The 24488-nt window shown below is 29.6% G+C and carries 15 protein-coding genes; 4 read left to right on the forward strand and 11 right to left on the reverse strand.

Features of this window, described 5'->3' with window-relative positions:
• Positions 1-5: 5 nt before the first annotated feature.
• Positions 6-1127, reverse strand: a complete 1122-nt coding sequence (locus CHRY9293_RS02470) for a DUF4861 family protein (RefSeq protein ID WP_228455445.1) — start codon at positions 1125-1127, stop codon at positions 6-8.
• A gap of 491 nt (positions 1128-1618) precedes the next feature.
• Here CHRY9293_RS02470 and CHRY9293_RS02475 point away from each other — a divergent pair, with 491 nt between their 5' ends.
• Positions 1619-4645 (forward strand): sensor histidine kinase, encoded by a 3027-nt coding sequence (locus tag CHRY9293_RS02475; RefSeq protein WP_162031451.1) that lies wholly within the window; start codon positions 1619-1621, stop codon positions 4643-4645.
• A gap of 89 nt (positions 4646-4734) precedes the next feature.
• Here the strand turns inward: CHRY9293_RS02475 and CHRY9293_RS02480 are convergent, their stop codons facing one another.
• Positions 4735-5313 carry a hypothetical protein gene (locus CHRY9293_RS02480; RefSeq protein ID WP_162031452.1) on the reverse strand — a complete coding sequence of 193 codons (579 nt, stop codon included), beginning with the start codon at positions 5311-5313 and terminating at the stop codon, positions 4735-4737.
• Between the two features lie 236 nt (positions 5314-5549).
• On the opposite strand from CHRY9293_RS02480, the gene CHRY9293_RS02485 reads away from it, so the two are divergent.
• Positions 5550-6704 (forward strand): energy transducer TonB, encoded by a 1155-nt coding sequence (locus CHRY9293_RS02485; protein WP_162031453.1) that lies wholly within the window; start codon positions 5550-5552, stop codon positions 6702-6704.
• Positions 6705-7002: 298 nt separating this feature from the next.
• On the opposite strand, the gene CHRY9293_RS02490 is transcribed toward CHRY9293_RS02485, so the two are convergent.
• From CHRY9293_RS02490 to CHRY9293_RS02520, 6 genes are all read right to left on the reverse strand, one after another.
• On the reverse strand, positions 7003-7392 hold the full coding sequence (locus tag CHRY9293_RS02490; protein WP_317173879.1) for an ATP-binding cassette domain-containing protein: 390 nt from the start codon (positions 7390-7392) through the stop codon (positions 7003-7005).
• A 240-nt stretch (positions 7393-7632) separates the two neighbouring features.
• Positions 7633-7782, reverse strand: coding sequence for a hypothetical protein (locus tag CHRY9293_RS02495; RefSeq protein ID WP_162031454.1), 150 nt, complete (start codon positions 7780-7782; stop codon positions 7633-7635).
• A 732-nt stretch (positions 7783-8514) separates the two neighbouring features.
• Entirely contained in the window at positions 8515-10713 is a 2199-nt protein-coding gene (locus tag CHRY9293_RS02505; protein WP_162031456.1) for a peptidase domain-containing ABC transporter, read from the reverse strand.
• Positions 10714-10803: 90 nt separating this feature from the next.
• Positions 10804-12117: a radical SAM/SPASM domain-containing protein gene (locus CHRY9293_RS02510; RefSeq protein WP_162031457.1), complete on the reverse strand. Its 1314-nt coding sequence runs from the start codon at positions 12115-12117 to the stop codon at positions 10804-10806.
• A gap of 346 nt (positions 12118-12463) precedes the next feature.
• Positions 12464-14629, reverse strand: a complete 2166-nt coding sequence (locus CHRY9293_RS02515) for an outer membrane beta-barrel family protein (RefSeq protein WP_162031458.1) — start codon at positions 14627-14629, stop codon at positions 12464-12466.
• A gap of 168 nt (positions 14630-14797) precedes the next feature.
• Positions 14798-16522, reverse strand: coding sequence for a helix-turn-helix domain-containing protein (locus CHRY9293_RS02520; RefSeq protein WP_162031459.1), 1725 nt, complete (start codon positions 16520-16522; stop codon positions 14798-14800).
• Positions 16523-16723: 201 nt separating this feature from the next.
• Here CHRY9293_RS02520 and CHRY9293_RS02525 point away from each other — a divergent pair, with 201 nt between their 5' ends.
• The gene (locus CHRY9293_RS02525) at positions 16724-16891 is read left to right on the forward strand and encodes a hypothetical protein (protein ID WP_162031460.1); all 168 of its coding nucleotides are present in this window, start codon (positions 16724-16726) and stop codon (positions 16889-16891) included.
• Between the two features lie 11 nt (positions 16892-16902).
• Positions 16903-19086, forward strand: coding sequence for a prolyl oligopeptidase family serine peptidase (locus tag CHRY9293_RS02530; protein WP_162031461.1), 2184 nt, complete (start codon positions 16903-16905; stop codon positions 19084-19086).
• Positions 19087-19258: 172 nt separating this feature from the next.
• On the opposite strand, the gene CHRY9293_RS02535 is transcribed toward CHRY9293_RS02530, so the two are convergent.
• The 3 genes from CHRY9293_RS02535 to CHRY9293_RS02545 all read right to left on the reverse strand — a co-directional run.
• Positions 19259-20002 carry a sulfite exporter TauE/SafE family protein gene (locus CHRY9293_RS02535; protein ID WP_162031462.1) on the reverse strand — a complete coding sequence of 248 codons (744 nt, stop codon included), beginning with the start codon at positions 20000-20002 and terminating at the stop codon, positions 19259-19261.
• A gap of 9 nt (positions 20003-20011) precedes the next feature.
• A complete protein-coding gene (locus CHRY9293_RS02540) occupies positions 20012-20245 on the reverse strand; it encodes a hypothetical protein (RefSeq protein WP_162031463.1) in 234 nt (77 codons plus the stop codon).
• 503 nt (positions 20246-20748) lie between these two features.
• The coding region (locus CHRY9293_RS02545) for a non-ribosomal peptide synthetase (RefSeq protein ID WP_162031464.1) at positions 20749-24488 on the reverse strand (3740 nt) is incomplete at its 5' end.

Raw genomic sequence — 24488 nt, forward strand, 5'->3', positions numbered from 1 at the left:
TACAACTATTTTATTTTAACAACTAAAGGATGAGCTATTATTTGGGCTTGTTTTTGGAGCATGTTTTCCCAGTCTTTCTGAGTTTGAACCTGCCCACTTTTTTGCCATGCAAATCCGGCATAATAAGTCAGCTTTTTCTGAGGTTGAGTCACAATCAATATATTACTTTGATCTGGTATTTCTGATGTATAAGCAATTGACTTTTCAACAATATTAGGATGTACCACTACTCCTTCTCCTACAAAAGCATCATCAATTTTCTCCCAATGAAGATAGTATCCACTTTTATCATTGAGTTTTACCTTACCTTCATTTTTGTGTAATGTAATCCCGATCGTATAATTGGGAACCGAAGCTTTTACATCAAAGGAGGATTCAAATTTAGAAAAGTTTGAACCTAAATCTAAAGAAATCCTTTTTGTTTCACGAATTCCATATTCACTCCACGGATTATAAGTCAATTCAAAAATGGTACGTAAAGGACCTTCAGCAATGGTTTTTGAAGTTACAAAATTTTCTGAGACCTGTAAACTATCTTTATTCCATATCCCTATACCTCCCGTTCCTCGACTATTTCCTACATGATAAGGATCATATCCCTCTCCTCTTGTATCTTTATGATAATACATAGGATCAGTCAAATATCCTTTATACCATTTATTAATAATAGATTTATCGGTTCTTTTTAACCAAATATCTACTCCACTCGATAAAGTACTTCCTTGTATCCCTTTCAAAGCTTCCTGCTGTCCTTTGGGACCATATACTCTGAATGCAACTTTGTCATTTTCCCAAGTATAATCATCTACCCGCTCCGGAACTAATCTTGAATATGTTGTCAATTGACTGATAGGAGGAGGAGTTTTCGCATCTATTATTAGTATATAATTTTCTGTTTTTTTAGCTTCAATATTTACTTGGAAAAGTAATTCATCATTTTTACCATCTCCATCATAATCAATCCATTGAATAGGTGTATTTTGATTTTTGTCTGTTTTTATTCTGACGTTCACTTCCTCATTTTCATTTATAAAATGACGTAACTCTGAAACCGAAATGGCAACGACTTCCTTTCTTGAAAAATCTAGTGTATTTCTGATCTCAATAGAAGTTTGCGCATAGAACATAGAAATTGAGCAATCGATTGCGCAAATAAGTATAAATAGAAGAAAATTAGTTTTATTCATAAAGTAGTCCAATGAAATGATATCCAAAAATATAAAATTTTTCTAATAATTATTTAAAATATAAAAAATAATTTGTATCTTGAAAATTAGAAATACTCTACTTCTCCGGATTGAAAACAACTCGATCCAATTCATCTATATATACCTAAACATTAGTATTTAAGATAAATCTTTACTTAAATAGGTACTTTACGTCAAAAAAGAGAGGAAAAAGTAAATATATAAAATATAATTATAATGCTAATCTATAAAATTAACATATCATAATTGAATTTTTATTACACTTTAAACAAAATATTAAATTAAATATTAAATTATTTTGACAAAGAAAAAGAACAGCTGTATTTGTAAATAAAAAACTATTTTTATGTAGAGAAAATTCTATATAACCTACTGTGAAATTTTAAAGTTATTATCCATAGATTATGATTATGAAAAGACTGTTATTATCTTTTTGCTTATGTCATTTTTTACTTTTTTTCGGACAACAATATTCATCATTCTGGTACAACACAGATAATGGATTACCGCAAAATAGTATCAAAGACATTATAAAAGATAAATATGGGTTTATTTGGCTATCTACAGATGGAGGAATCGTAAGATATGATGGAAAAAACTTCCTTACTTATAAAAACCTCAAGCTTTCAAATTTTAATTTTTTATATTTTTCGGGAAACGTAAAAAAAGATAGTCTTGTAATCTCCAATGCAAGAGGATCAGAATACTTACTTATCACAAAAAGAAAAATTACGATACATCGGGAAAATTCACCTTCTATAAAAGACGAAACTTATAACTTTAAATATAAGAATAAAGAATACATTCTTTTCAATAAAAATAATTCACAGTCCATCATCACTTATCCTTTCAAGGCATTTATAAGATGTAAATCAGGAATATATTTAATGGAGGAAGGTAAAAATATAATCTATTTAGATCATACTTTTAAAACGGAAAAAACCATTCCAATACCATTTTATTTAAAAAACTTAGTTAACCTCTTCGGTTTTGGAGACACCTTATTTTTACGAGATCATAGTAAAAAAAGCATTATTAAGATTGAGAATGGAGAAGTTTCCCATTTTATTTCAGACGACCCTCTCTATACTGATCCATTGAGTCGTATATATTGGCTACCAACTCTTAACCAAAATTTCATTATTAATAAAGGAAAAATTTACCTGTCAGAATTAAAAGATGGGAAATTAAAAGCAAGTTTCATTATTAAAATTAAAAGCTCTGATATTGACATGTCTTCGATATCTAGTATCTATTTTGACAAAGAAAATAATTTAATTTATATAGGTACTGTCAATAAAGGCTTAGATATTATTAAGCTGGCCAACTTTAGTACTCCGGAACTCAGCCCAGCTGTAGAATATAGAGTCCAATACTCTATGCTTCCATTTTCAAAAGATCAAATCATTAATCTTCAAGGTCGTATCTATGATAAAAAATCTTTAGTCAAGGATTATCATTTCAATACCTTGGATGAAAGTAGTATGGTATATGACCATGACCAGAATATTTTATTTTCGAATAATAATGGGAGGATATACAGACGATACGCCAATTCCTGTTATCAAAAATATGATTATTTAAAACTGACGCAATTTCCATACCTTATTTTTAAAGATCGTGGATACTATATGCTAACCCTCTCCGATGAAAACCTTTCTAGCTACTTTTTAAACATTTACGAGAATGATTGTTTTGAAAAGGTGGATCATACTTTTATGTTTAAAAATTATATTAATAGTGTAAAACATATTGATTCTGATAAAATTCTTGTAGGATGTACTGATGGTTTATATCTAGTATCTAAATCACAACAACGTATAAAAAAAATTAGCACGGGTATATTAGATATAAAAAAGATCACCTCTACAAATGACGGTAATATTTGGATAATTACTCGAGGTAAAGGATTTTATTTACTCAAATCTAATCGGCTCATCAAAATGCCTTATGACGAAAATAGTTATCTATCATATCCGCATGAAGTATTAAAAGATAAAAAAGGATTTTTATGGATCCCTAGTAATAACGGTTTATTTAAAGTTCCGGAAAAAAAATTACTAGAATATGCCATTAACAATAAGACCAAAGTTTTTTATTATCGCTTTACAAAAGACGATGGTTTTAAAATTAATGAATTCAATGGATCAGGAGCTTCATCTTCTTTTGTAGAACTACAAAATGGAGACTTTGTTCTACCCTCGATGGATGGATATGTATTTTTTAATCCTCTCAAGGTTAATACTTATTATCCCAAAAAAAATGACATTTATATTGAGAGAATAAAAGATAAAACAAATGGATCCGATTTCACTCCCATTAATGACACTCTACACTTAAAAAACGATCTTGAAGAAACATTCATTTACATCGACATCCCGTACTTTTCAAATAATGATAATCTTCATATAGATGCAAAATTGCAAGATGGGGACGAAATAACCACCAATTGGGAACCTGTAAAAGATAGAATATATAACCTTAACCCTCTTCCTCCCGGAGATTACACATTAAATATAAGAGCTCTTATCTCTCCGAATAACCACTTTGCTTATAAAAAAATTTTCATCCATATCCCTCCTCTTTTTTATCAAACCCTATGGTTTAGAATTTTTATAATTGTAATTCTCATATCTATTATCACTTTAATTATCATTTCAAGAACAAGATTTTTGAAAACAGAAAATGATGAATTAAAAAAAATTGTTGAGGAAAAGAATAGTGAGCTCAAAGAAACCCAAAATATGCTAAAGAGTGAATCAGAATATCAAAAAAATTTGATTCAGACGATCAATCATGATATTACCACTCCTATTAGGTACCTTTCAATGATGTCACAAAAACTAGTAGAAACCAATAGTCCTAAGCTCCAGAAACAATACTTTAATATGATTCATAAATCTTCTGAGGAACTTTATAAATTTACCTTGAACTTAAAAAATTATACCGAATTATTTAATAGCCAAACTCCTACATTTCAAGAAGAAGAATATTATATTTTTAATCTTATTGAAGAGAAGAAATCACTATTTAAAGAAATTGCCTTACAAAATCAAACGGTAATCTACAACAATTCAGAAAAAAACATCAAATTACAAGTCAATAAAACCATTCTCATGGTAATTATTCATAATCTTATAGATAATGCCGTAAAAAACACCTATGAAGGAGAGATTATGATTTCGACAAGTACAAAAGACTCCTTAATACTTATCCATATAATAGATAATGGTATAGGAATGAAAGAACCATTTTTAGATTATTATAACAAGCTAAACAATAATCATCTAGACAGTATTTCATCATTTAAGACCAAAGGATTAGGACTTCACCTTGTTATTCAACTCTTGAAAAAACTAAATGGAAATATATCTTTTGAAAAAAATCAGCCAAAAGGAACCCAAGTAGAAATATCCATTCCTACATTCTCACAATAATGTAAAAATTTAATTTTTAAGTATATAACTTTTATACCTATACTAATCCTTAGATAAGGTCGCATTTCATAGGATTATAAAACTTAATTTTATAAGTCTTTGGCATGCTTAGCTCCTTTATTTTTTAATATATTATATATTTTTTCATATTCATCAATTTTTGCCTGATCAATTGGAGGTTGCTTGAGCATTACTTCTTGTCTGTCTTTGATATAATCCATTATGGTTTTATTATCTGCAGGATCTTTAAAATTCATATCTAAATTATACCGTTTAATAGCTTCTAATATAAATCCTGGGACACCCGATTCTAAACTGAATTTAGTTATATTTTTATCTGTGGCAATTGAGTTCGGAAAATTAAAACAACGAAAGTTTTCACGATTTTTCAACCACATCTTTTGTATTTTCGCTTTGGCTATTTCAAATGAATCTACGCTAGGCTTTGCACAAGCAATTTCCCATATTTTTTCTTGATAAGTATATCCAAAACCAGCCGTTGTAGCATAAGAGGTATTCCAAATAGCATTACAAACGCCCAAAAACTGAGATGGATTTGGTGAAGGGCAATCTTCAGGATTTTGTTGAGAAGTTTCTTCTTTGCCTACCCTATTTTGAGCATAACTAATACTACCATTTAGTAATAGAAAAATAAAAATTAGTTTCATATTTTGAATATCATTTTTCATATTAATAATTGACAAAAATATTTCTCCTCCATAGAATTTTGGTACCTACCTACACAAATCCGATTATACTCAACAAGCCCATAGGATAGAAATAAATATTAAATTATAGTAAATTAAAATAAATATTTATACTTAAAGTTAAAAATACAGAAAAATATTTATTGAAATTAAAAAATTAGTTCATAGCTTTATGTAGAATTAAAAGCGCAGACACCATGAAAAAATTTCATTTTTTACTCGTATTATTAAGTACTGTATTGTGTTTTGGGCAATCTTCTGGAACAATATGTAGTGAGTTTGGACTAACGATATCATATTCGTACCAAAAAACAGGTAATACCATTGTCAATCCTCAAACAGAAACAAAATTTGATGAGTATATTATTACCTGTACTGCAAATAATACTTCAAGTAAATGCGTAGGCTTCAAAGACCCCATTGTTGAACTTAATCTTCTTGGTATTGATTTCGGTGTTGAAGATAATCGTTTTACAGCAGAAAGAGCAGCCCATATGTCGGGACACTTAAATCATAATTATAACCATGACAAATGCAGTTGCACGGACAGCCGGGGATACAATTTTGGGATTCTTGCCACTCCATGTCCAGGTACTAAGTCGGAAACTCATTATACATTTGTTTACCCTAAAGGTGAAACTCCCCGCATTAAATGGTATGAATGTTATTTAGAACAAGTCGGAGATGTACAGGCAACCACTAAAGACACAGAAATAACTGAAAATAAAGAAGATACAGAAAATAGAGGAATTATTGTTGAGGAACCGCAAATACCGGATGAGATTATTGCTATTGTAGCAAAAAGATCTGCTCTATGTGATGAATTAGAATCCTTAGTAAATCAAAAAAATATTACCAATTCAACATATGATATATATTGCCCTAAGAGTGCTAGTGAAAAAGTTATTTATGCTTCCACAGATGATTATACTCTTGAAGATCTCGGATGGCTACAAAAACAAGTTCAAAGCATGGAAGAAGCTATAGAAGAGATCAACAACCCTACAAATACAGATAATGAAGCCACTAATAATGAAACAGAAGATAGTGAAGATGAAATAATACAAGAACCTGAATTTCCTAATGGTGCAGCAGCCTTTGCCCAATTAATCATGGATGGTTTGAATATGAATAATATTACAAATAAAGGAAAAATAAGGTCCATACTCAAGTTTGTCGTGTTGACAGATGGTAGTATTACTAATATTGAAGCAAGTGGCGAAAACGAATCATTAAACAACGAAGCGGTAAAAGCAGCAAGATCTATTACTACACTATGGACACCCGCAATGAAAAAAAGTGGAGTTGTACAATACCAATTAACTCTACCTATTGTATTTGTAATTCAATAGCAAAAATATATTGTTTTCTTAATACTGAAAATAAAAACCCTTTTTAGATTGGTAATGGTCGGAAGAAAAACTTCCGACCATTTTTCCCCCTTACAAAACACCCATCATACAACTATCATTCCCAAATCACACACCTCTTTATAGTCATACTAATTACCGTATTCCTTTTATTAAAACCCTACTCATTCGGATTATTTTTTCACATAACAGAGTATAAGAGCTCCATTATAAACAACAGTAAATCAATCATAATTTGTGATTTTAGAATATTTAATATTACTATACATTTTTCAAAAGATTAGTTCAAGTTTATTTTTTGTTTTTCCCACATAGATCTATAAACAGAGTCTTTGGATATAAGTTCATTGTGATCTCCTTTCTCTATAATTTGTCCTTCTTTCATAACCAAAATAGTATCAGCATTTGCAATTGTACTCAATCGATGTGCTATCACAATCATCGTTTTTCCTTGATTTCTAAATTCCTGTAAGGTATTTTGAATAGCCATTTCTGATTCAGAATCTAATGAAGACGTCGCTTCATCTAAAATTAATATTTCTGGACTTTTATATAAAGCTCTGGCAATAGCAATTCTTCGTTTTTGCCCCCCAGATAATAGCGCTCCATTTTCACCTAAATAAGTTTGAAAACCATTGGGTAATTTTTCAACAAAACTCAGGATGCCCAATTTTTTAGTGATGAAGTTGTTTAAATTTATTTTTTAACATTGAAAAAAATGATTTTACACTAAACAGGTTAAAATAGGATATAGAAGGAGACGATTAAAACTATGTTTATGAACATATTGGCCATAACAAATGAAACGATAAAAAATCATTCGATTTTCAAACTAACTAAATTGGGCTATTTCAGGTGAAACAACCCAAAATTTAACTAACTCATAAAGTATTAGTTGTTTTATTGAATGTTAACTGAGAAAGAACCCAATAGCTGTTATAGCATATTTTCCATATTTTACTATTTTTGCAGCTGTTTGGACTGCTTCATATGCCATACCATTATGTCCCCCATTACATTCATTTAGTTCTTCAATTGTTAATAATTTTAAATTCTCCATATTGATTATTTAAAGATAAATATTGATTAAATTTATTAAACAATGTAATAATATTCCCCATATAAATCCTAGTTTCATACGTATGTTAGTAATAAAGTATCCTAGTATTATTTGAGGAATAATAAATACGGGATAAAATATAATCAAAGGTAGATGAAAAGGCTTAATATTTGAGATATGTGCCAAACCAAATAGAATTATAGAAAATATAACAAAAAATTTATTGTGATTATTTATAAACGAAATAACATATTTATCTTTCCAATAAACTATCATAGCTATTGAAATTGCTATTCCAAATTTTAGATAAAAAGCAAAATCGGTAAATTCTACTTTTGTAAAGTTTCCATTTAATATATAAAATGAAAAGAATAAAAAAAATATACTTATATAAAATGTATTAGGCTTTAAAATTAACCTGAATAAAATTTCTTCAATTATAGGAACTATAATTGCAACTTTTAAAATATTTTCATTACTAATCTCATTCGTTGATTCCGATATAAGATTAATTATAGATTCATAATTTAATATATTAACTATAAAATAATCTACCGGCGCTATAAGTAATAAACTGAATAGAGTACAAATACATATAAAAATATACGAACCCAATACTAATAAAACTTTCTTAAAAATGTGTATTTCTAAAAAGTTGGCTTTTGAGAAAATATTATAAAACATTATTTTGAAAATAGGAGTTCCAAGCTAAAATCGGAACTCCATTTAAATTTAATTTCCTAATTCTAATTGATTTTTGACTAGATAATAATAATCTGCCTTATTATCTACTAACTCTTTATGGTCCCCTTGCTCTACTATTTTCCCATTTTTAAGCACAATAATTTGATCCGCACTTTTTACTGTAGATAATCTATGCGCTATTACAATAACAGTTTTTCCTTTAAAAAAGCTTTGTAAATTATCATGAATAATTTTCTCATTTTCAGCATCTAGAGCACTTGTTGCTTCATCTAAGAAAATATAATGAGGGTCTTTGTATACTGCTCTTGCAATTAATATCCTTTGCTTTTGTCCTCCAGAAATACCATTTCCGGTTGCTCCTATTTTTGTATTAAATTTCAAAGGTAAGGAATCGATAAACTCTTCTATATTAGATATTTTAGTAGCTTTTTGAAGTCTATCGACACTAATATTTTCATCTCCTGTAGCAATATTTCTTTCAATAGTATCAGAAAAAATGAATCCATCTTGCATAACAACCCCACAATTTTCTCTTAGGCTTTTTGCAGATAACCTGCTTATTTGCATCGAATTATATAATATCTCTCCTTCTGAAGGTTCATAAAATTTCAGCAATAACTTCATTAATGTTGTTTTTCCACTTCCGCTTGCCCCCACAATCGCAGTTATTTTTCCTTTAGGAATAGATAAATTAATATCTTTTAGTACGTATGGAGATTTTGGTCCTTCATATTGGAAATTCACATTTCTAAGTTCAATGTCATTGGTAACTCCATTAATTGTAGAGGAATTTAAATCTAACTTTATTTGTTCTGAATTTTCTTCCACAGCATGATTTTGGACCTCACTCAATCTTTCTAAACTTAACTTTGCATCCTGTAAAGAACGAAAAAACACTACTAATTGATTAATAGGAGAATTCATTTGTCCTATAATATAGGAAATACTTAAAAGTTCTCCCAAAGTCATTTTTCCATGTACTACAAAAGTAGCAGCTAAGAATGTTACCAATATATTTTTAACTTGATTGAGAAAATCAAAACCTGAAATTTGTATTTGGTTAAGCTTTAAAATCCTGATATTGATATTAAAAAGTTTTTGTTGGATATTTTCCCACTCTTTACGCTTATAGTCTTCAAATTGATTTAATTTAATTTCTGTAACCCCATTAATAATTTCATAAATTGACTCTTGATTTCTACTCCTTTCTTGAAATTTGTAATAATCTAAAATTTTCTGTTTCTTTAGCCAATAAAAAGACCATGAAATAGAGATGAAGGTAAGTGATATATAAGCCAATAAAATGTTACCATCATAATGCCATAATACACCAAAGAAAACGAGAAAAGTAATCATGGAAAAAAAAGTCAATAAACTTTGTGAAGTTAAAAACTGCTCTATTCTTTCATTATCTTGTATCCTTTGATTAAAATCTCCAATCATCTTCGTATCAAAAAATTTAATGGGAAGTTGAAGCAATTTTTTCAGAAAATCTGAAATAATGGTTATGCTTAGCTTTGTTCCCATATAAAGCATCAACCAGTTTCTTATAACCTCAATAATTATAGATCCTAAAAATAATCCCAATTGTGCCAACAAAATGACTGTGATGAGATTTAGATTTTTTGCATTAACCCCCTTATCAATTAAGTTTTGAGTGAGAAAAGGAAATATTAAAGTAATTCCACTTCCTACCAATAACATCAAAAACATTAAAAAAAGTTGTTTCTGATATGATTTAAGATACTTTAACAAAAAACCTAAGCCAATTTCTTCTTCTTTTGGGAGCTGTAATTTATAAAAATATTCTGTAGGTGTAAGAAATAAGGCAACCCCTTTTTCTTTATCTGAAAGCCAAGATCTTTTAAAATTTTCTTCAGAAATAGAAATAAAACCATATCCTGGGTCTGCTATCTTATAAATAATTTTGCTAGATAACCAATTCTTTTTTATCCTGTATAGAACAACAAAATGATTTTGATTCCAATGGAGGATGCAAGGAAAGAGTTCTTCTTTAAAGTCTTCAGATTTCAGTTTCGCCGACAAAGTTTTAAAACCGATTTTTTCTGCTGCGTCACTAATTCCCAACAAAGAGACTCCTTCTTTTGTTATATGACTTTTATCGTGAAGATATTGGATATCAATTTTTTTTCCATAATGCATACTGATCATAGCAAGACAGGCCGGCCCACAGCCCATTTGGTCATGTTGGGGGATAATCTTCATAAATTGTAATCTTTTCGTTTTTATTTAAGGAGAAAAAGACGGAGTAAATCAATTGAATGTATTTATAAACCTGAATTAAAAACAATTATTTTACAGATTGACTGTTTCTACGATTCTAGAATAAAATTTCTGCCTAATTAGTTCTAACTTACTATTTTCATCAAAATTATGAACACAATACTCCTTACCCTCATTCACCATTCTATGTTGAGAACATCCTCCATTGCAAATAGGTAATATTTTACATTTTAAACAAGGAGGGTTTTTAAAACGGGTATCATATATTCTCTTTTGAAACTTATCATTCCATACAATGCGGCCATTATCTTTTAAATCACCTTCTTTCGATGCGGTATCAAAATCTCTTGCGGTACATTTAAATACTTCTCCATTATAATTTATAGTGGCTTGATTCAATTTATCAGCATAACATGAGGACTTTATTGAGGCTGTTTGCTCTCCTTTATAAGTACATCTAAATTTATTTTCTCGAAATATATCTACTATATTAGAAATATCACATGTTAAATTTTTTTCTTCTTGCCAAACCTCATGAAAAGAAAATGTTAAAAAGTCTCTATCAGCTAAGTTAACATCATCAAAATCTTCAATTATTTTTATTAGATCAGAAATAGTTTCTTCAGATATATTTATTCTGATATTTATATTAAATTTATTTTTTACAGAAAGTTTAATATTGTTAACAATTTCATCGTAACTACCTCGAGTTTTAGAAATAAATCTTACTTTATTATGTCTTTCTCTATGACCATCTAAGGTTATTTGAAAAAAATTCACACCATAATTTTTACATTCCTCTAAAATATTTTGATTGATTAATAATCCATTCGTAGTGAAACCAGATTTAAAACTAATATTATTTTTAATTATTTTAGGATAGATATTTTTAAGCAATGGCAAAACCGTTTTATCAAAATATAACAATGGTTCCCCCCCAAACCAACTAAGAGTAAACTGTTCCAAAATATTTTTTTTATCCTCTAAAATATGGTCAATATGAGTAACTATTTTCTGAAGAGTTTCTTCAGACATTTTTGAATCCTTAATATGAGTTTCATAACAATACCAACATTTGAAATTGCAATTCATTGTCGGATTAATTATTAAATGATACTCTTTTTCATCAAAATCATGATCAAAGCTTATCCTTTTGATTTCTTCGAGTTCATCAAATTCATCGTTTATAATAAAGCCATTTGATACAAGAATAGTATATAAATCCTCATGCACTAATTGCAAATCCTCAATAATATTTTCATTTAAACTTGCTTCGAATAAATCAAATAGTATTGGTTCTAATATAATGAAACTGTTGCTCAAAGAATTATATCCTACTTTTTTATTCTCATAATCAAAAAAACTATTATAATAGCTACTTTTCATTCTTTATCATTTTATTATAAAACCTGTTAGATCAATGACCTAACAGGCTGCTTTATTAAACTAGCAAACAGAGTTATGACACTGATTATTATTCCCGTCAAGTCCACCAGACTTTATAGGCTGAATTGCCTTTATCCCTCCTTTCAGTTTACCTTTTTCATTTTCGCTTAATATTTCCATTTTTGCTATTATAGCTTTGAAATTTAAATTTTTCATTTTTGATTAAGTTTATTATTAATTATTGTGAGTAATAGTTTTCTTACATTAACTCGTTCGGTAATTGCTTGCAAGCTTTATATTGTTACCTTCATTTGAATTGGCCATTTCAAAATATTAGGCTATACAATTAGTTATTTCTATTCTTTTCCTCTTGATTTCCTGTAGCTCTTTTATTAATATTTATGTTCTTATTTCCGAAATTATAATTCAACGCAAATCTTATAAACCTTGTATCATAATATTGTGTGAAATTTTGTCTAATTCCCGAAGTTCCATTCGCAGAAGTTCCATAATCTGTCTTCAGGATATCATTAAAGTTGAGTGCTAACGTCATTTTTTTATCAAGTAGTAAATATTTAAGTCCTATATTAAGACTTGAAGATGCAGTAAAACTATTCATTCCCGTAGAAGGAAAATTGTATTCGTAATAAATAGTTGCCAAAAAGGTTTTATTTGCATTTAAGATAAAATTATTAGCCATATTACTATATCCATACCACCCTGAATAATGAGTAGCAAGAATATCTATATAAGGATTTGATTCGTAGTATCCCGATCCAATTTCAGTAGAAAAATTCCACCAGCTTAATGGTTTATGATTGACAGAGAGAGTTCCCCCTATAAACTTTTCATGGGCAAAGTTTAACCTTTTAAAAGTTTGCTGCTCATTTTGAGTATCATGAAAAGTTAGCTGTCCAAAATTATTAATAGCATTACTATAATATAAATTCAGATTAAGTAGCGTTTTATATGCATAATTCACTTCAATGTTATATATAAAAGAAGGTTGTAAAAAAGGATTCCCTTCCGCGTAAGAATTTGGATTTTGATACCATCTTGCAGGATTTAGCTCCCAAAAACTAGGACGTCGTATCCTTCTTCCGAAACTTGCGAACATCATATTATTTTCATTAGCTTTATAAGAAAGATACATTGTGGGAAACAACTTAAAATATTTATTTTTGTTCATTTGATTATTGGAGATAGAATTAGAAATTGTTTGTGTATATTCACCTCTTAGTCCTATTTTTGCTTCCCATTTCTTATTAAAAGTTTTATTTATCGAGAAATAAAGGGACTGTATATTCTCAGTATATTTGAAATTATCACTTTGTGAACTGATAGGAATATAATCTACGATATTGTATAAATTAGCATCAACACTGTTTCTTGTATTGGTCGTAACTACTTTTGCACCAAAAGATAAATGAGCAAATCGATATGGTAAATCAAAATCTGTTTTGAGAGAGTAATTTTTAACATTCTGGTTAGAGGTATTAATAGCATGCACCTTTTCTACCGAAGCATCCCCAATATCATTCATTACACTATTAAACTGATTGTTTTTTGGCGATTGGGTATCGAAATAATCTAAATCAACAGAAACTTTTTTACCAAGAGAATCTATTTTGTATGTGTAATTTGTATTAAAGGAAAGATTTTGGGGTCTTGTAAAGGATCTACCATTAGTTTCATAATCTTTTGATAAAGAATTAATGCCATTATAACTTTTATTGAAATTGAATTCGTCTGTAGAATTATCTGAAAAAGTCCCCGAATATTGAAAACCTAATACACTCTTTTTTGACAGTTCATATTGAAAATTGATAGAACTTCCCACATTATTGATATGTTTTCTATTAAATATATAATTTTTCCAATGTTCTAAAGGATAATAATAGTTAATATCATTAGTATAAAGCTCTTTTCCATACCTATAAGACAAATCTGTTAAAATAGAAAGTTTGTTTTTTTGATAAGAAAATCCTACTCCGTGGGTCAAGCTTGTATAATTTGCCTGTTGGTAAGTTGAGCGAAGACCTACGCTCCAAGCATTTTGTTTTGATGTTTTCAGTTGAATATTTATTAAACCACTGCTTCCCTCAGCATCATATTTTGCGGGTGGATTAGTGATAACTTCAATTTTTTTAATAGTTTCAGCAGGGATATTTTTCAAGTAATTCATCAAATCTTCCCCAGAAAGTTGAGTAAGTCTATCGTTGATCATTACTTTTACTGAATTTTTTCCTGTTAATAATATATTCTCACTTTGAATCCTAATACTTGGTGTAATTTTCAAAATTTCTAATGCATTACCTCCTATTCCGGATATAGAATTTTCCACATTGAAAACAATCCTATCTATTTTTCTTTCAACAAGTTTTTTATTAGCCTTTATTTCGACTTCTTGTATTTCTTTTTCTACTATCTTACCCAGAGAATCATTTTTTTTCTCTTGTGAGAAAGTAATTATAGGAAAGGTAATACAGAATATGGAGATTATATTTTTCATCTATGATTTCATTTTGTGTACTTGACACGGTACACATTTATCGGTGGCAAAGATGCTGTAAGATCAACTGATTATGCAAGCGGTTGGCTCATAAATTCATAAATCCATGAAAGCAAATTCATGAATTTAAAAATAATAATTCATTAAAAACCAGAAATTTAAATAATTTCAACGTCCCATTTTTTCAATTTCTTTTAAATAAATAGAAAGTGGGGTTCCTGTTCGTTTTTTAAATGCTAAAGTAAATGCTTGTTCTGTATTATAACCTAATTCATCTGCAATAGACGATATTTTATACGAGCGGAATTTTTTACTCTCAGCAAGTTTGTTTATAGCATAATCAATCCGAAGGTCATTTAAATAAGCAGCGAAATTTTTACCTTTATGAGTATTAATTATTTCCGATAAGTATTTAGAATTTGTTTTTATTTTTTTTGCAAGATTTCCTAAAGTAATTCCTTTATTTAAAAATTGCTTTTTTATTTCAAAGATTTCCAATTCTTTCAGAACAGCTTGAACTACATTTTTTGAAATAACACTAGTGTTTTTATCTTTTATGTTTTCTTGTTCTATTGTATTAAAAGAATTTTGTTGTTGAGATTCTATTGGAAGATGAATCCTATTATCTGCCTGAACTTTTTGGATTAAATCTTGAGCAATCTTTCTATATTGCTTTTCAGATTTTTTAGATTTATTGTATAGAAATATTAATATTAATAGGATCAATAATAAAATTACAAGAGAAAAGTAAAATATTTTTTTTTTATTTTTTAGTTCATTAATGATAGTTTCTTTTTCATGTATAAGTTTTGGGGTGTCATATCGTCTGGGCAATTCGCGAGATACATATTTGAATTGAGAATCCAACATTTGATTTATTTTTAAAAATCTTTCGATGTAATACAACTGCTTTTCTTTATCTTTCTTTTCTTTATAATAATCTATCAGATAAGTATAAGCTTCTCCAAGCTCAAGGAATACATAATTATTCTTATGAACCATAGAGTCAATTTTAACAAAACTCTCTGCAGCCTTTTCATTTTCATTTAATCCTGTATAGGATTTTCCTAAATATAAAAGAGTATAATTTTTATTTCTTATATCATCTGTTGCAAGAAAATATCTTTTGCATAATAATAAATCATTAATAGCAAGCTGATATTTTTTAAGTCTTAAATTATAGAAACCTGCTAAAGTCAAATACTGATAATATCTATAAGTCTTCTTATTTTTAAAAGCACCCAGCCCTCTGCTAATTAAAATTTTAGCCGAATCTAAATTGTTAATTTCAATATAACAATCTGCGAGATTTAGTCGAATTTTTTCTAACTCATTTTCAGTTAGATAGAATGCGTTATCTAGATAATACCTTAACACTTTAGCCGCTTCAGAATCTTTTCCGATATAACTATTTAAATAAGCAATATTAGTTTCCGCTAATGCGATTTGCCTTTTATTATTATTTTGTTTTGCATATTTTAATCCTATTATATAATTATTTAATGCTTTTTTTTGATCATTAAATTTAAAATATATATTCGCCCTTAATAAGTAAATACGTGTAGGGTATATATTTTCTTTTGAGTTTTTAGTTAATTCCGCCAAACTGTCTATGTATTTTAATGCATCCCTTTCATTTTCATTAACACACATAAAAGCATATCCTTCGGCTATTTGGAGATTGTTTTTTTCTTGTTTGGATTTTGCTATATAGTATTGTGCAATCATCCTAGATTGCTCAGGTTGCCCATCATAGTTATAATCATAAAATTTTTCCTGCAGTTCCTTATAAGAATACTTCTTTAATGAATCTATTGATCTATTTTGTGAACAAAGTAAATTATAGGATAAGATTATTAAAATACAATAGGTAAGCTTCATCGTTTGTATCATTATGCAAAAATATCATATTTAAATCATTTGATTAAGATAACAATTTCATTAATAAAAGCCCCTTCCAATACTCTTTGATTTTCAACAAATTAAACCACTTTCAATACTTATAAATTCATGAATTTATGAACTTATTTGATTATGAATTAAAAAAATATCATTTACTTTGTTCTCTTAAATTTAATATTTAACTTGGTCAAAATGAAAAAACAAATCAAAAAGGAAAAAAAATTATCTCTAGAAAAATTACAATTAGTAAAAATTAATAATCCTAAGAAAATCTTTGGTGGAACAAAACAATTTATTGAGGGTTGTGGTGACCCAAACAACGCAAGTGGTAACAATGGAGGTATTGATACTGGCAAATAACTTTTAAGCTTGTGAAAAATATTATATTTATCATTACTATTTTATTTACAGTGAATTTCCATTCACAAAAAATTAATTTAGCACCAAATTTCCCTGCCACAAACCAATATTTTGGAACTAAAATAATCGATGAATATAGAAATCTTGAAGATTTAAAAGATCTTCAAGTGGATAATTGGATGAAATCCCAAACAGATTATGCTAATTTGATATTAGATAAAATTCCAAACCGAAATTATTATGTAGAAAAAAGACTAGAACTAGATAAAAGGCAAGGATATTCTATATCTGATTTAAAAATAACGAGTAATGATAAATATTTTTATTTAAAAAGAAATGCTGAAGAAAAAGCATCTAAATTATATTTTAAAGCAGGGTTTAATGAAAGAGAAGAACTACTTTATGATCCATATAATTTCAAATCTAAAAGTGGAAATAATTTTATAATTAATTTAATCAGCCCCAGTTGGGATGGGAATAAAATAGCCATTTCTTTAACTGAAAAAGGGAAAGAATTGTCTGAAGTTATTATTATGGATGTAGAAACCAAATATATACATCCTGAAATAATTACCAATACGAATCCTTCAAATATTGGTGGAATCAAATGGTTAGAAGATAATTCCGGTTTTTTCTATGTATATTACCCCGTGATTGAAAATAATTCTGAGCAATTTGGCAAAAATACTCAATCAATTTTATATAAAATAGGCACAGATCCTAAAAAATTAAATGATGTCTTTTCAAATGTAAATAATCCCGAGTTAAAAATTGGTAAGGATGAACTTCCTGCTATCCTAGTTTTTAATCCTAAAGACAAATACTATATTGGAATGCCAGTAGGTGCCGAAAATTTCAGAAATGCATTTATTATTGACAAAAAAGATCTACTCAATGGTGAAAAAAATTGGAAAGTTTTATACCATAAAGATTCGAAAGTCTTTTTTATAAGATTATCAGAAGATAATATTTATTTTTTATCTGGTTACAATTCCCCTAATTTTAAGTTATGCAGAACCAGCATCCATAATCCTAATTTTAAAAATCCAGAGGTATTAGTATCACAAAAAAAAGATGAAGTTATTACTCAATATGCTCTTACAAAAGATGGGATTTATTATACCACATCTAAAAATGGAGTAGAAGCTAAGTTATACCTATATAAAAATAAAAAAGAAACATATATTAAACTTCCTTTTATTGCAGGTAATATCAATTTACAATCCAAAGGAAAGAATTTTTCTGATATATGGGTGAATTGTTCAGGGTGGGCAAATGAAGAACAACGCTTCCGTTATAATTTGATCACAAATACCTTTAAACCAGAAAATCTCACTCCAGTTGCTGAATATCCTGAATTCAAAAACATTGTAGTTGAAGAAACTACAGCAAAGTCTCATGATGGAGTTGAAATACCACTATCTTTAATTTACAATAAAAATATTAAAAAAAATAGCACAGCTTCTGTTTTAATAGATTGCTATGGAGCATATGGAATATCTAGAAATCCTTTTTTTGCTAAAAGTTTTTTATTATGGGCTAGTCAAGGTGGAATAATGGCAATTGCTCATGTAAGAGGAGGAGGAGAAAAAGGTGAAGAATGGCGTTTGGGAGGATATAAAGAAAAGAAACCTAATTCTTGGAAAGATCTAATTGCATGTACTGAGTATTTGATAAAGAAAAAATTTACTTCAAAAAAAAAGATTGCCATTTGGGGAGGAAGTGCAGGTGGTATTACTGTTGGGAGAGCAATGACCAAACGTCCAGATTTATTTGGAGCTGTAATTGTAGAAGCTGGTGTTTTAAATACCATAAGATCTGAAAAAAATGGAATAGGTGGAACCGATGTGTCTGAATATGGAAGCATAAAGGATCCGAAAGAATTTAAAGGAATATTAGAAATGGATGCCTATCTCCATATAAAAAAGGGAATAAAATATCCCGCAACTCTAATTTCTACAGGAATTAATGACCCTAGAATTGCCCCTTGGCAATCAACAAAATTTGCAGCTAAATTGATGGCAGATGATGCTTCTTCTCATCCTATACTTTTGAAAATAGATTATGAAGGCGGCCATGGAGGGGGATCTATTCCTATCTTTCAGCGATATTCTGATTTAAGTGACATATTTGCATTTGCATTTTGGCAGCTAGGTCATCCTGATTACCAACCAAAAGAAAATCTAGACAAGTAATACTCCTATTCACATACCCCTTAAAATATATGAGGAAAATATATTTATTCTTCTGATTAATTTAATTTAACATCATAAAAGCAGACTACAGATTTCTAAAAAAATAAATAGTGTCTCATTAATTGTATAAGTGAGACACTACCAAAACTTTAAACAAAGTCATGTTTTTATTTTATCTGTGAAATTTTTCAAAAAAACTTATTAACATAACAACTCCAGATACTACCATCGTAGAAAAACCAAGAGTATAAAACCATTTTATACTAATTCGTGGTATAATTTTCTTCATAATATAAGAAGATAATATGGCAGCACATCCTACAACAATTCCTATTTTAAGAGAGGTCATTGTAAATAATCCAAGGTATATATATATGATAAGTTTTACAATATTCAGTACAATCTCATTCGCAGCCCTGGTAGCAACGATTTGTTGATTGGTCATTCCGATTTTCATGTAAAATTTATTAAAAAGAATTCCTCCTGCACTGATAAAACCCGAAGTAAGACCTGCAAAAAAACCTATGGTAAGTAAATTTGACATTCCTAATTCTTTTTCTTCGGTTTTATAATCTTTACCTTTAAATACTTGTGGTAAATTTCCAATAAGGAAAAGTGCCATGATCAATTCAACCCATAAAGAATTAACATACGTAAGCATCCAACTTCCCAATAATACACCCGGTAACGCTGTCGGTAAAAAGAACTGGACAATCTTCCAGTTAATGTCCCGATAAAAAATAATAACACGGGAAAAAGAGCTACTGGAAGTCCCAATTGACAAAACAGCAGGAACCTGAATTACGGGTAAAAATCGATTAAGAACAGATAACAATATTAGGCCCGCGCCACCACCACAGATCACACTTATCCCAAATGCAATAAAACTGCATACAAAAATTACAACGTAAAGCATATCAATGAATTAATGAATGAGATGGGAACTGTGTAGAAAATCATCTGTCGGAATCATAAAGACCAAACCGACAAGAGGTCGTTGTGTAGTTGGAATAAGAACGTGAAAAGGAATTACACTTCCTATATAATCCTGAAAACCAAATAGGCAATCAATTGAACTTTTTATTTCAGCTTTAAAATAAAACTGAATATTATTACACCTGGAATAAAGTTTTTTCCAAGTTAAGGGAATTTTTATCATTGCGTTTTAATTGTGTTTTTCTAAATACTAAAATTATAATCCATATTTAATTTATTTTTTGCATAATTAAATAAGTATTTCTTTATTTACTAAAGATGTAATACTCTATGGATTAATTTTCCACAAAAGTAGAGTATCTATTTTTCGAAATACTATTTTTATTAAAAAAAAATAAATTATACAAATAGATACTAACAATTAAGCCCCATATTAAGGCTCTCATTCCCCATCTGCGAGAAAAAACGTTTTCAAAAATTGACTGTAATTACTTCTTACATTTTCAGGGAAACAAAATAACCATAAAAGTAGGCCCTTTTGAACACCTAAATGATCATTGGGCCTCTTCTTCTTTATTCCATAGTTGAGAAAATTAAAAATTGGATTGTTAAATCAATAAAAATATCTCAATGTAACAAGTCATTTTATCTTTGAATATGTAGAATCAATTTTTTCAAAATATTGTATTCATAATTTCCTTATACTTTGTTTAGCTTAAAAATATTTTAATCTAATGTTCTTTTTATAATGTCTATTATTTGCTGTTCTTCTTGCATTATATAATGATGTGCCACATTAAGAGGATAAACTGTTACTAAATTTTGTTTTTCAAGTAATGTATCCACGTTATTACATGGCAACTGATGTATATAGCCTGCAAGTAATGGATTTTTATACTCTTCTTCAATCATTGCTTTTAATAATATGGTCTTTGTATACTTCAGATTTGTAGAAATTTTTTGATTTGCAATAGCATATTCACTCACCAATATTTTTTTAATTTCTATAAAATGATCACTATTGATAGAGACATGGTGTTTTTCATTTATATCTTCATCGGAAGGTAATGAAATTAATTTCATCAATTCTGGATCTGTAGCACGAATAATGGTATCCAATAAGAATACAGTAATTTTTACATGTCCTCTCCTTTCTAACTCGGAAGCTATTTCCAGTGCTATCTGTCCCCCTAAAGACCACCCCAATAATATATATTCCTCTTGTTGGCTTTCATGCTGTATCTTTTCAATATAATTCAAATAATAGGTGGCTAATTGATGAAGATTATCAATCTTTTTCTCATTATATAAATTGTAAGAATCTAATCCATAGCAATGATAATCAGATATTAATTGATCAGAAAGTGATTGATAAACCTCACATCCTGCAGATGCGGGATGGATCATAAACATGTTTGGTTTACCTTTAGCATCATTAAGAGAAACTATTGCTTTATAATCTCCCTCATCAAATTCTATTTCATTGTTCTTCGTATTCATATCTAATTTCTCCATAGAAGAAAGTGTATCCACTATTTCTATCATGCGCTTCTTAAATAATTCTGTAAAATATTCCACTTGGGTCTCAGGCAAATAACCCAAAATGGAAAAATGTAGCTCTCCTTCGGTAATTGCTCCATTAATCGTAATGATTGAAGTACTTCGGTTATCATTTCCAAAAGAGAGACCACTGCTCTCTGAGGAGATATGCCACGCCCCTTCTCTATCTGAATTTTCCTGATCTAATTGCCCTAAATAATTAAAGCTTATATGAGGAAGAGCCTGATCTACATATCCCATAAGGCTTCCATAGCCAATACCATTATTAGGGACTGCTCTTAATGACTGCTTAGTTATCATTAGTGTTTCCAAAAGACTTGAAGAACTATGAAGCCCAAATGGATACATATTGGTAAACCAACCCACTGTTTCTGTAATATCTAAATCATCAAAGATATCTTCTCTTCCATGACTCTCCAATAAAATCGTATGCGAAAAAGAACCCGTAAAATCCGTGAGAGCCAAAGATAGCGCAGAGAGCAAAATATCATTAATCTGAGTATGATACACCTGATGACATTCACGAAGTAGCTTCTCCGTATAAGTTACATCCAATACAACATGGCCATAATAAGAATTCTGAACGGATAAGCCACTCAGGAAATGATTACTATTATTACTTTCAACAACTACATCATTCCAATAAGCAATTTCCGTTTCTCGGTCTACAGGTGATTCTTTTTTATAACCAGCTATAGCTTCTGACCATTGACGATAACTACTTCCTTTGGAATCAGCAGATATTTCTTCTGACAACCCTTTTTCAAAAGACTGATAAATCGTTTTAAGATCTTCAGTTATAATCCTCCAGCTTACAACATCGATAATAAGGTGATGAAATGCAAAAAATATTCTAGCCCTTCCATCTTCATAACCCGTTATATAGCCTATATGCAATAAAGGACCTTCACTGATATTAAACCCACTCTGCCAATCTGTAAAAATATCAATAAGCTGTGTTTCTGTAATACCAGAACAATCTAGAAGACTTACAGGAGGTACAAATAAACCACCGTAATGTTGAACATATGTACCATCTATATTCGGATAAGACATACGTAAAACATCATGCTTCTCTATAAGTACACCTAAACTCTTTTTTAATACTTCCAAGTCTAACTTAGGGACATTAATTAAAAATGATTGATTCCAATGATTAAAATCAGGAAATACGCCATCTTTAACCTGTTCAAAGAACCATTCTTGAATAGGTAGAAGTGGAACAACACCCTGTAAAACACCCTGTTCTGAACGAACAACTCTCACTTTATTTTTCAAATTCCTTTCAATAAAAGCTGAAAGCTTTTCTACTGAACGATAAGTAAAGATATCTTTCACAGTGATATAAAAATCCAATCTCTTTCGTAAACGACTCACCAACTGAATACTGATAATACTATCTCCTCCTAATCTGAAAAAATCATCATGAATACTGATACTGGAAGATTCCAAGCCTAAGACCTCTCCATATAACTCCGCTAATTGTTTTTCCAGAACCGTTGTTGGTGCGATATATTCCTTATCTCCTGTGAAGTTAGGTTCAGGTAAAGCCTTGCGATCCAACTTACCATTAAGCGTAACAGGAAGCTCTTCCAAATGAACATACACAGAAGGGACCATATAATCAGGAAGAAGACCTGATAAGTGCATAGATAAGTCTTCATGATTAACTACATCATCAGACACATAATAACCTACTAAGTATTTTATCCCTGAACCTTGTTCCTTAGCCAAAACAACTCCCTGACGAATACCTGCATAACTCAATAAGGCGTTTTCTATCTCTCCCAATTCTATCCTATAACCTCGGATCTTTACCTGGAAGTCATTACGACCTATATATTGTAAATTACCATCTGGTAGAAAACGTACTAAATCTCCTGTCTTATACATCCGTCCATTATAACCTATTTCCTTCTCCTCTTCTCTCTGGAAAGGATTAACAACAAAACGCTCAGCCGTAAGCTCAGAAAGATTCAAATAGCCCCGCGAAACTCCTACTCCTCCGATATATAGCTCTCCTACTCCCCCCAAAGGAACATGACGTAAGTATTCATCTAATACATAAGTGGTGGTATTCACAAGAGGCTTACCTATCACATGAACCTCTCCTTCAACGATCTCCTTACAGGTAGCATATATCGTAGATTCAGTAGGACCATAAAGATTATACAACTTCTTATGCTCGCCCCAATATATTCCCGTTTCCTCATCACAAGGTTCACCAGCATAAAGAATAGCCTGTAAATGAGGATAAACATTACGGGGTAATAAAGATAATAATACCGGCGGAAGATAAGTATGCGTAATTTCTTGAGCAAGAAGATAATCACTGATCGAAGATGAATCCTTTCTTATAGTATCTGATAATAAATGCAATTCATTACCATACAATAAAGCACTAAAGATCTCCGAAACAGAAACATCAAAAACATAAGAGGTATAAGCGGTAAACTTGCCCCTTTCACTACAATCATAAACTACTCTTATACTTTCAACTAGATTTACAACACTTCTATGCTCTATCATCACTCCCTTGGGTTTACCAGTGGTGCCACTCGTATAAATAACATACGCCAGATCTGAAGAGCTCACAGAGGGAAGAGGATTTTCTATAGAACATATATTCAAGCTATCTTTCATATCTGAAGAATTCAGACTAAGAATACTTAGAGTTGATTCCTCTTCTCTATCTACTAATTCCTTATAGTCATATAAACGATCCTTCGTACTCTCTTCAACGATTACAACTCTAGCCTTGGTATCTCCCAAAATATGCTCTATTCTATCCATAGGATAACCAGGATCCATAGGAACATACGCTCCGCCTGATTTTAATACCCCTAAGATTCCAATCAACATCTGCTCAGATCTTTCCAAACATAGAGGAATCAATTCATCGGGCT

Source organism: Chryseobacterium potabilaquae (assembly GCF_902728265.1).
Lineage (GTDB): Bacteria > Bacteroidota > Bacteroidia > Flavobacteriales > Weeksellaceae > Chryseobacterium > Chryseobacterium potabilaquae.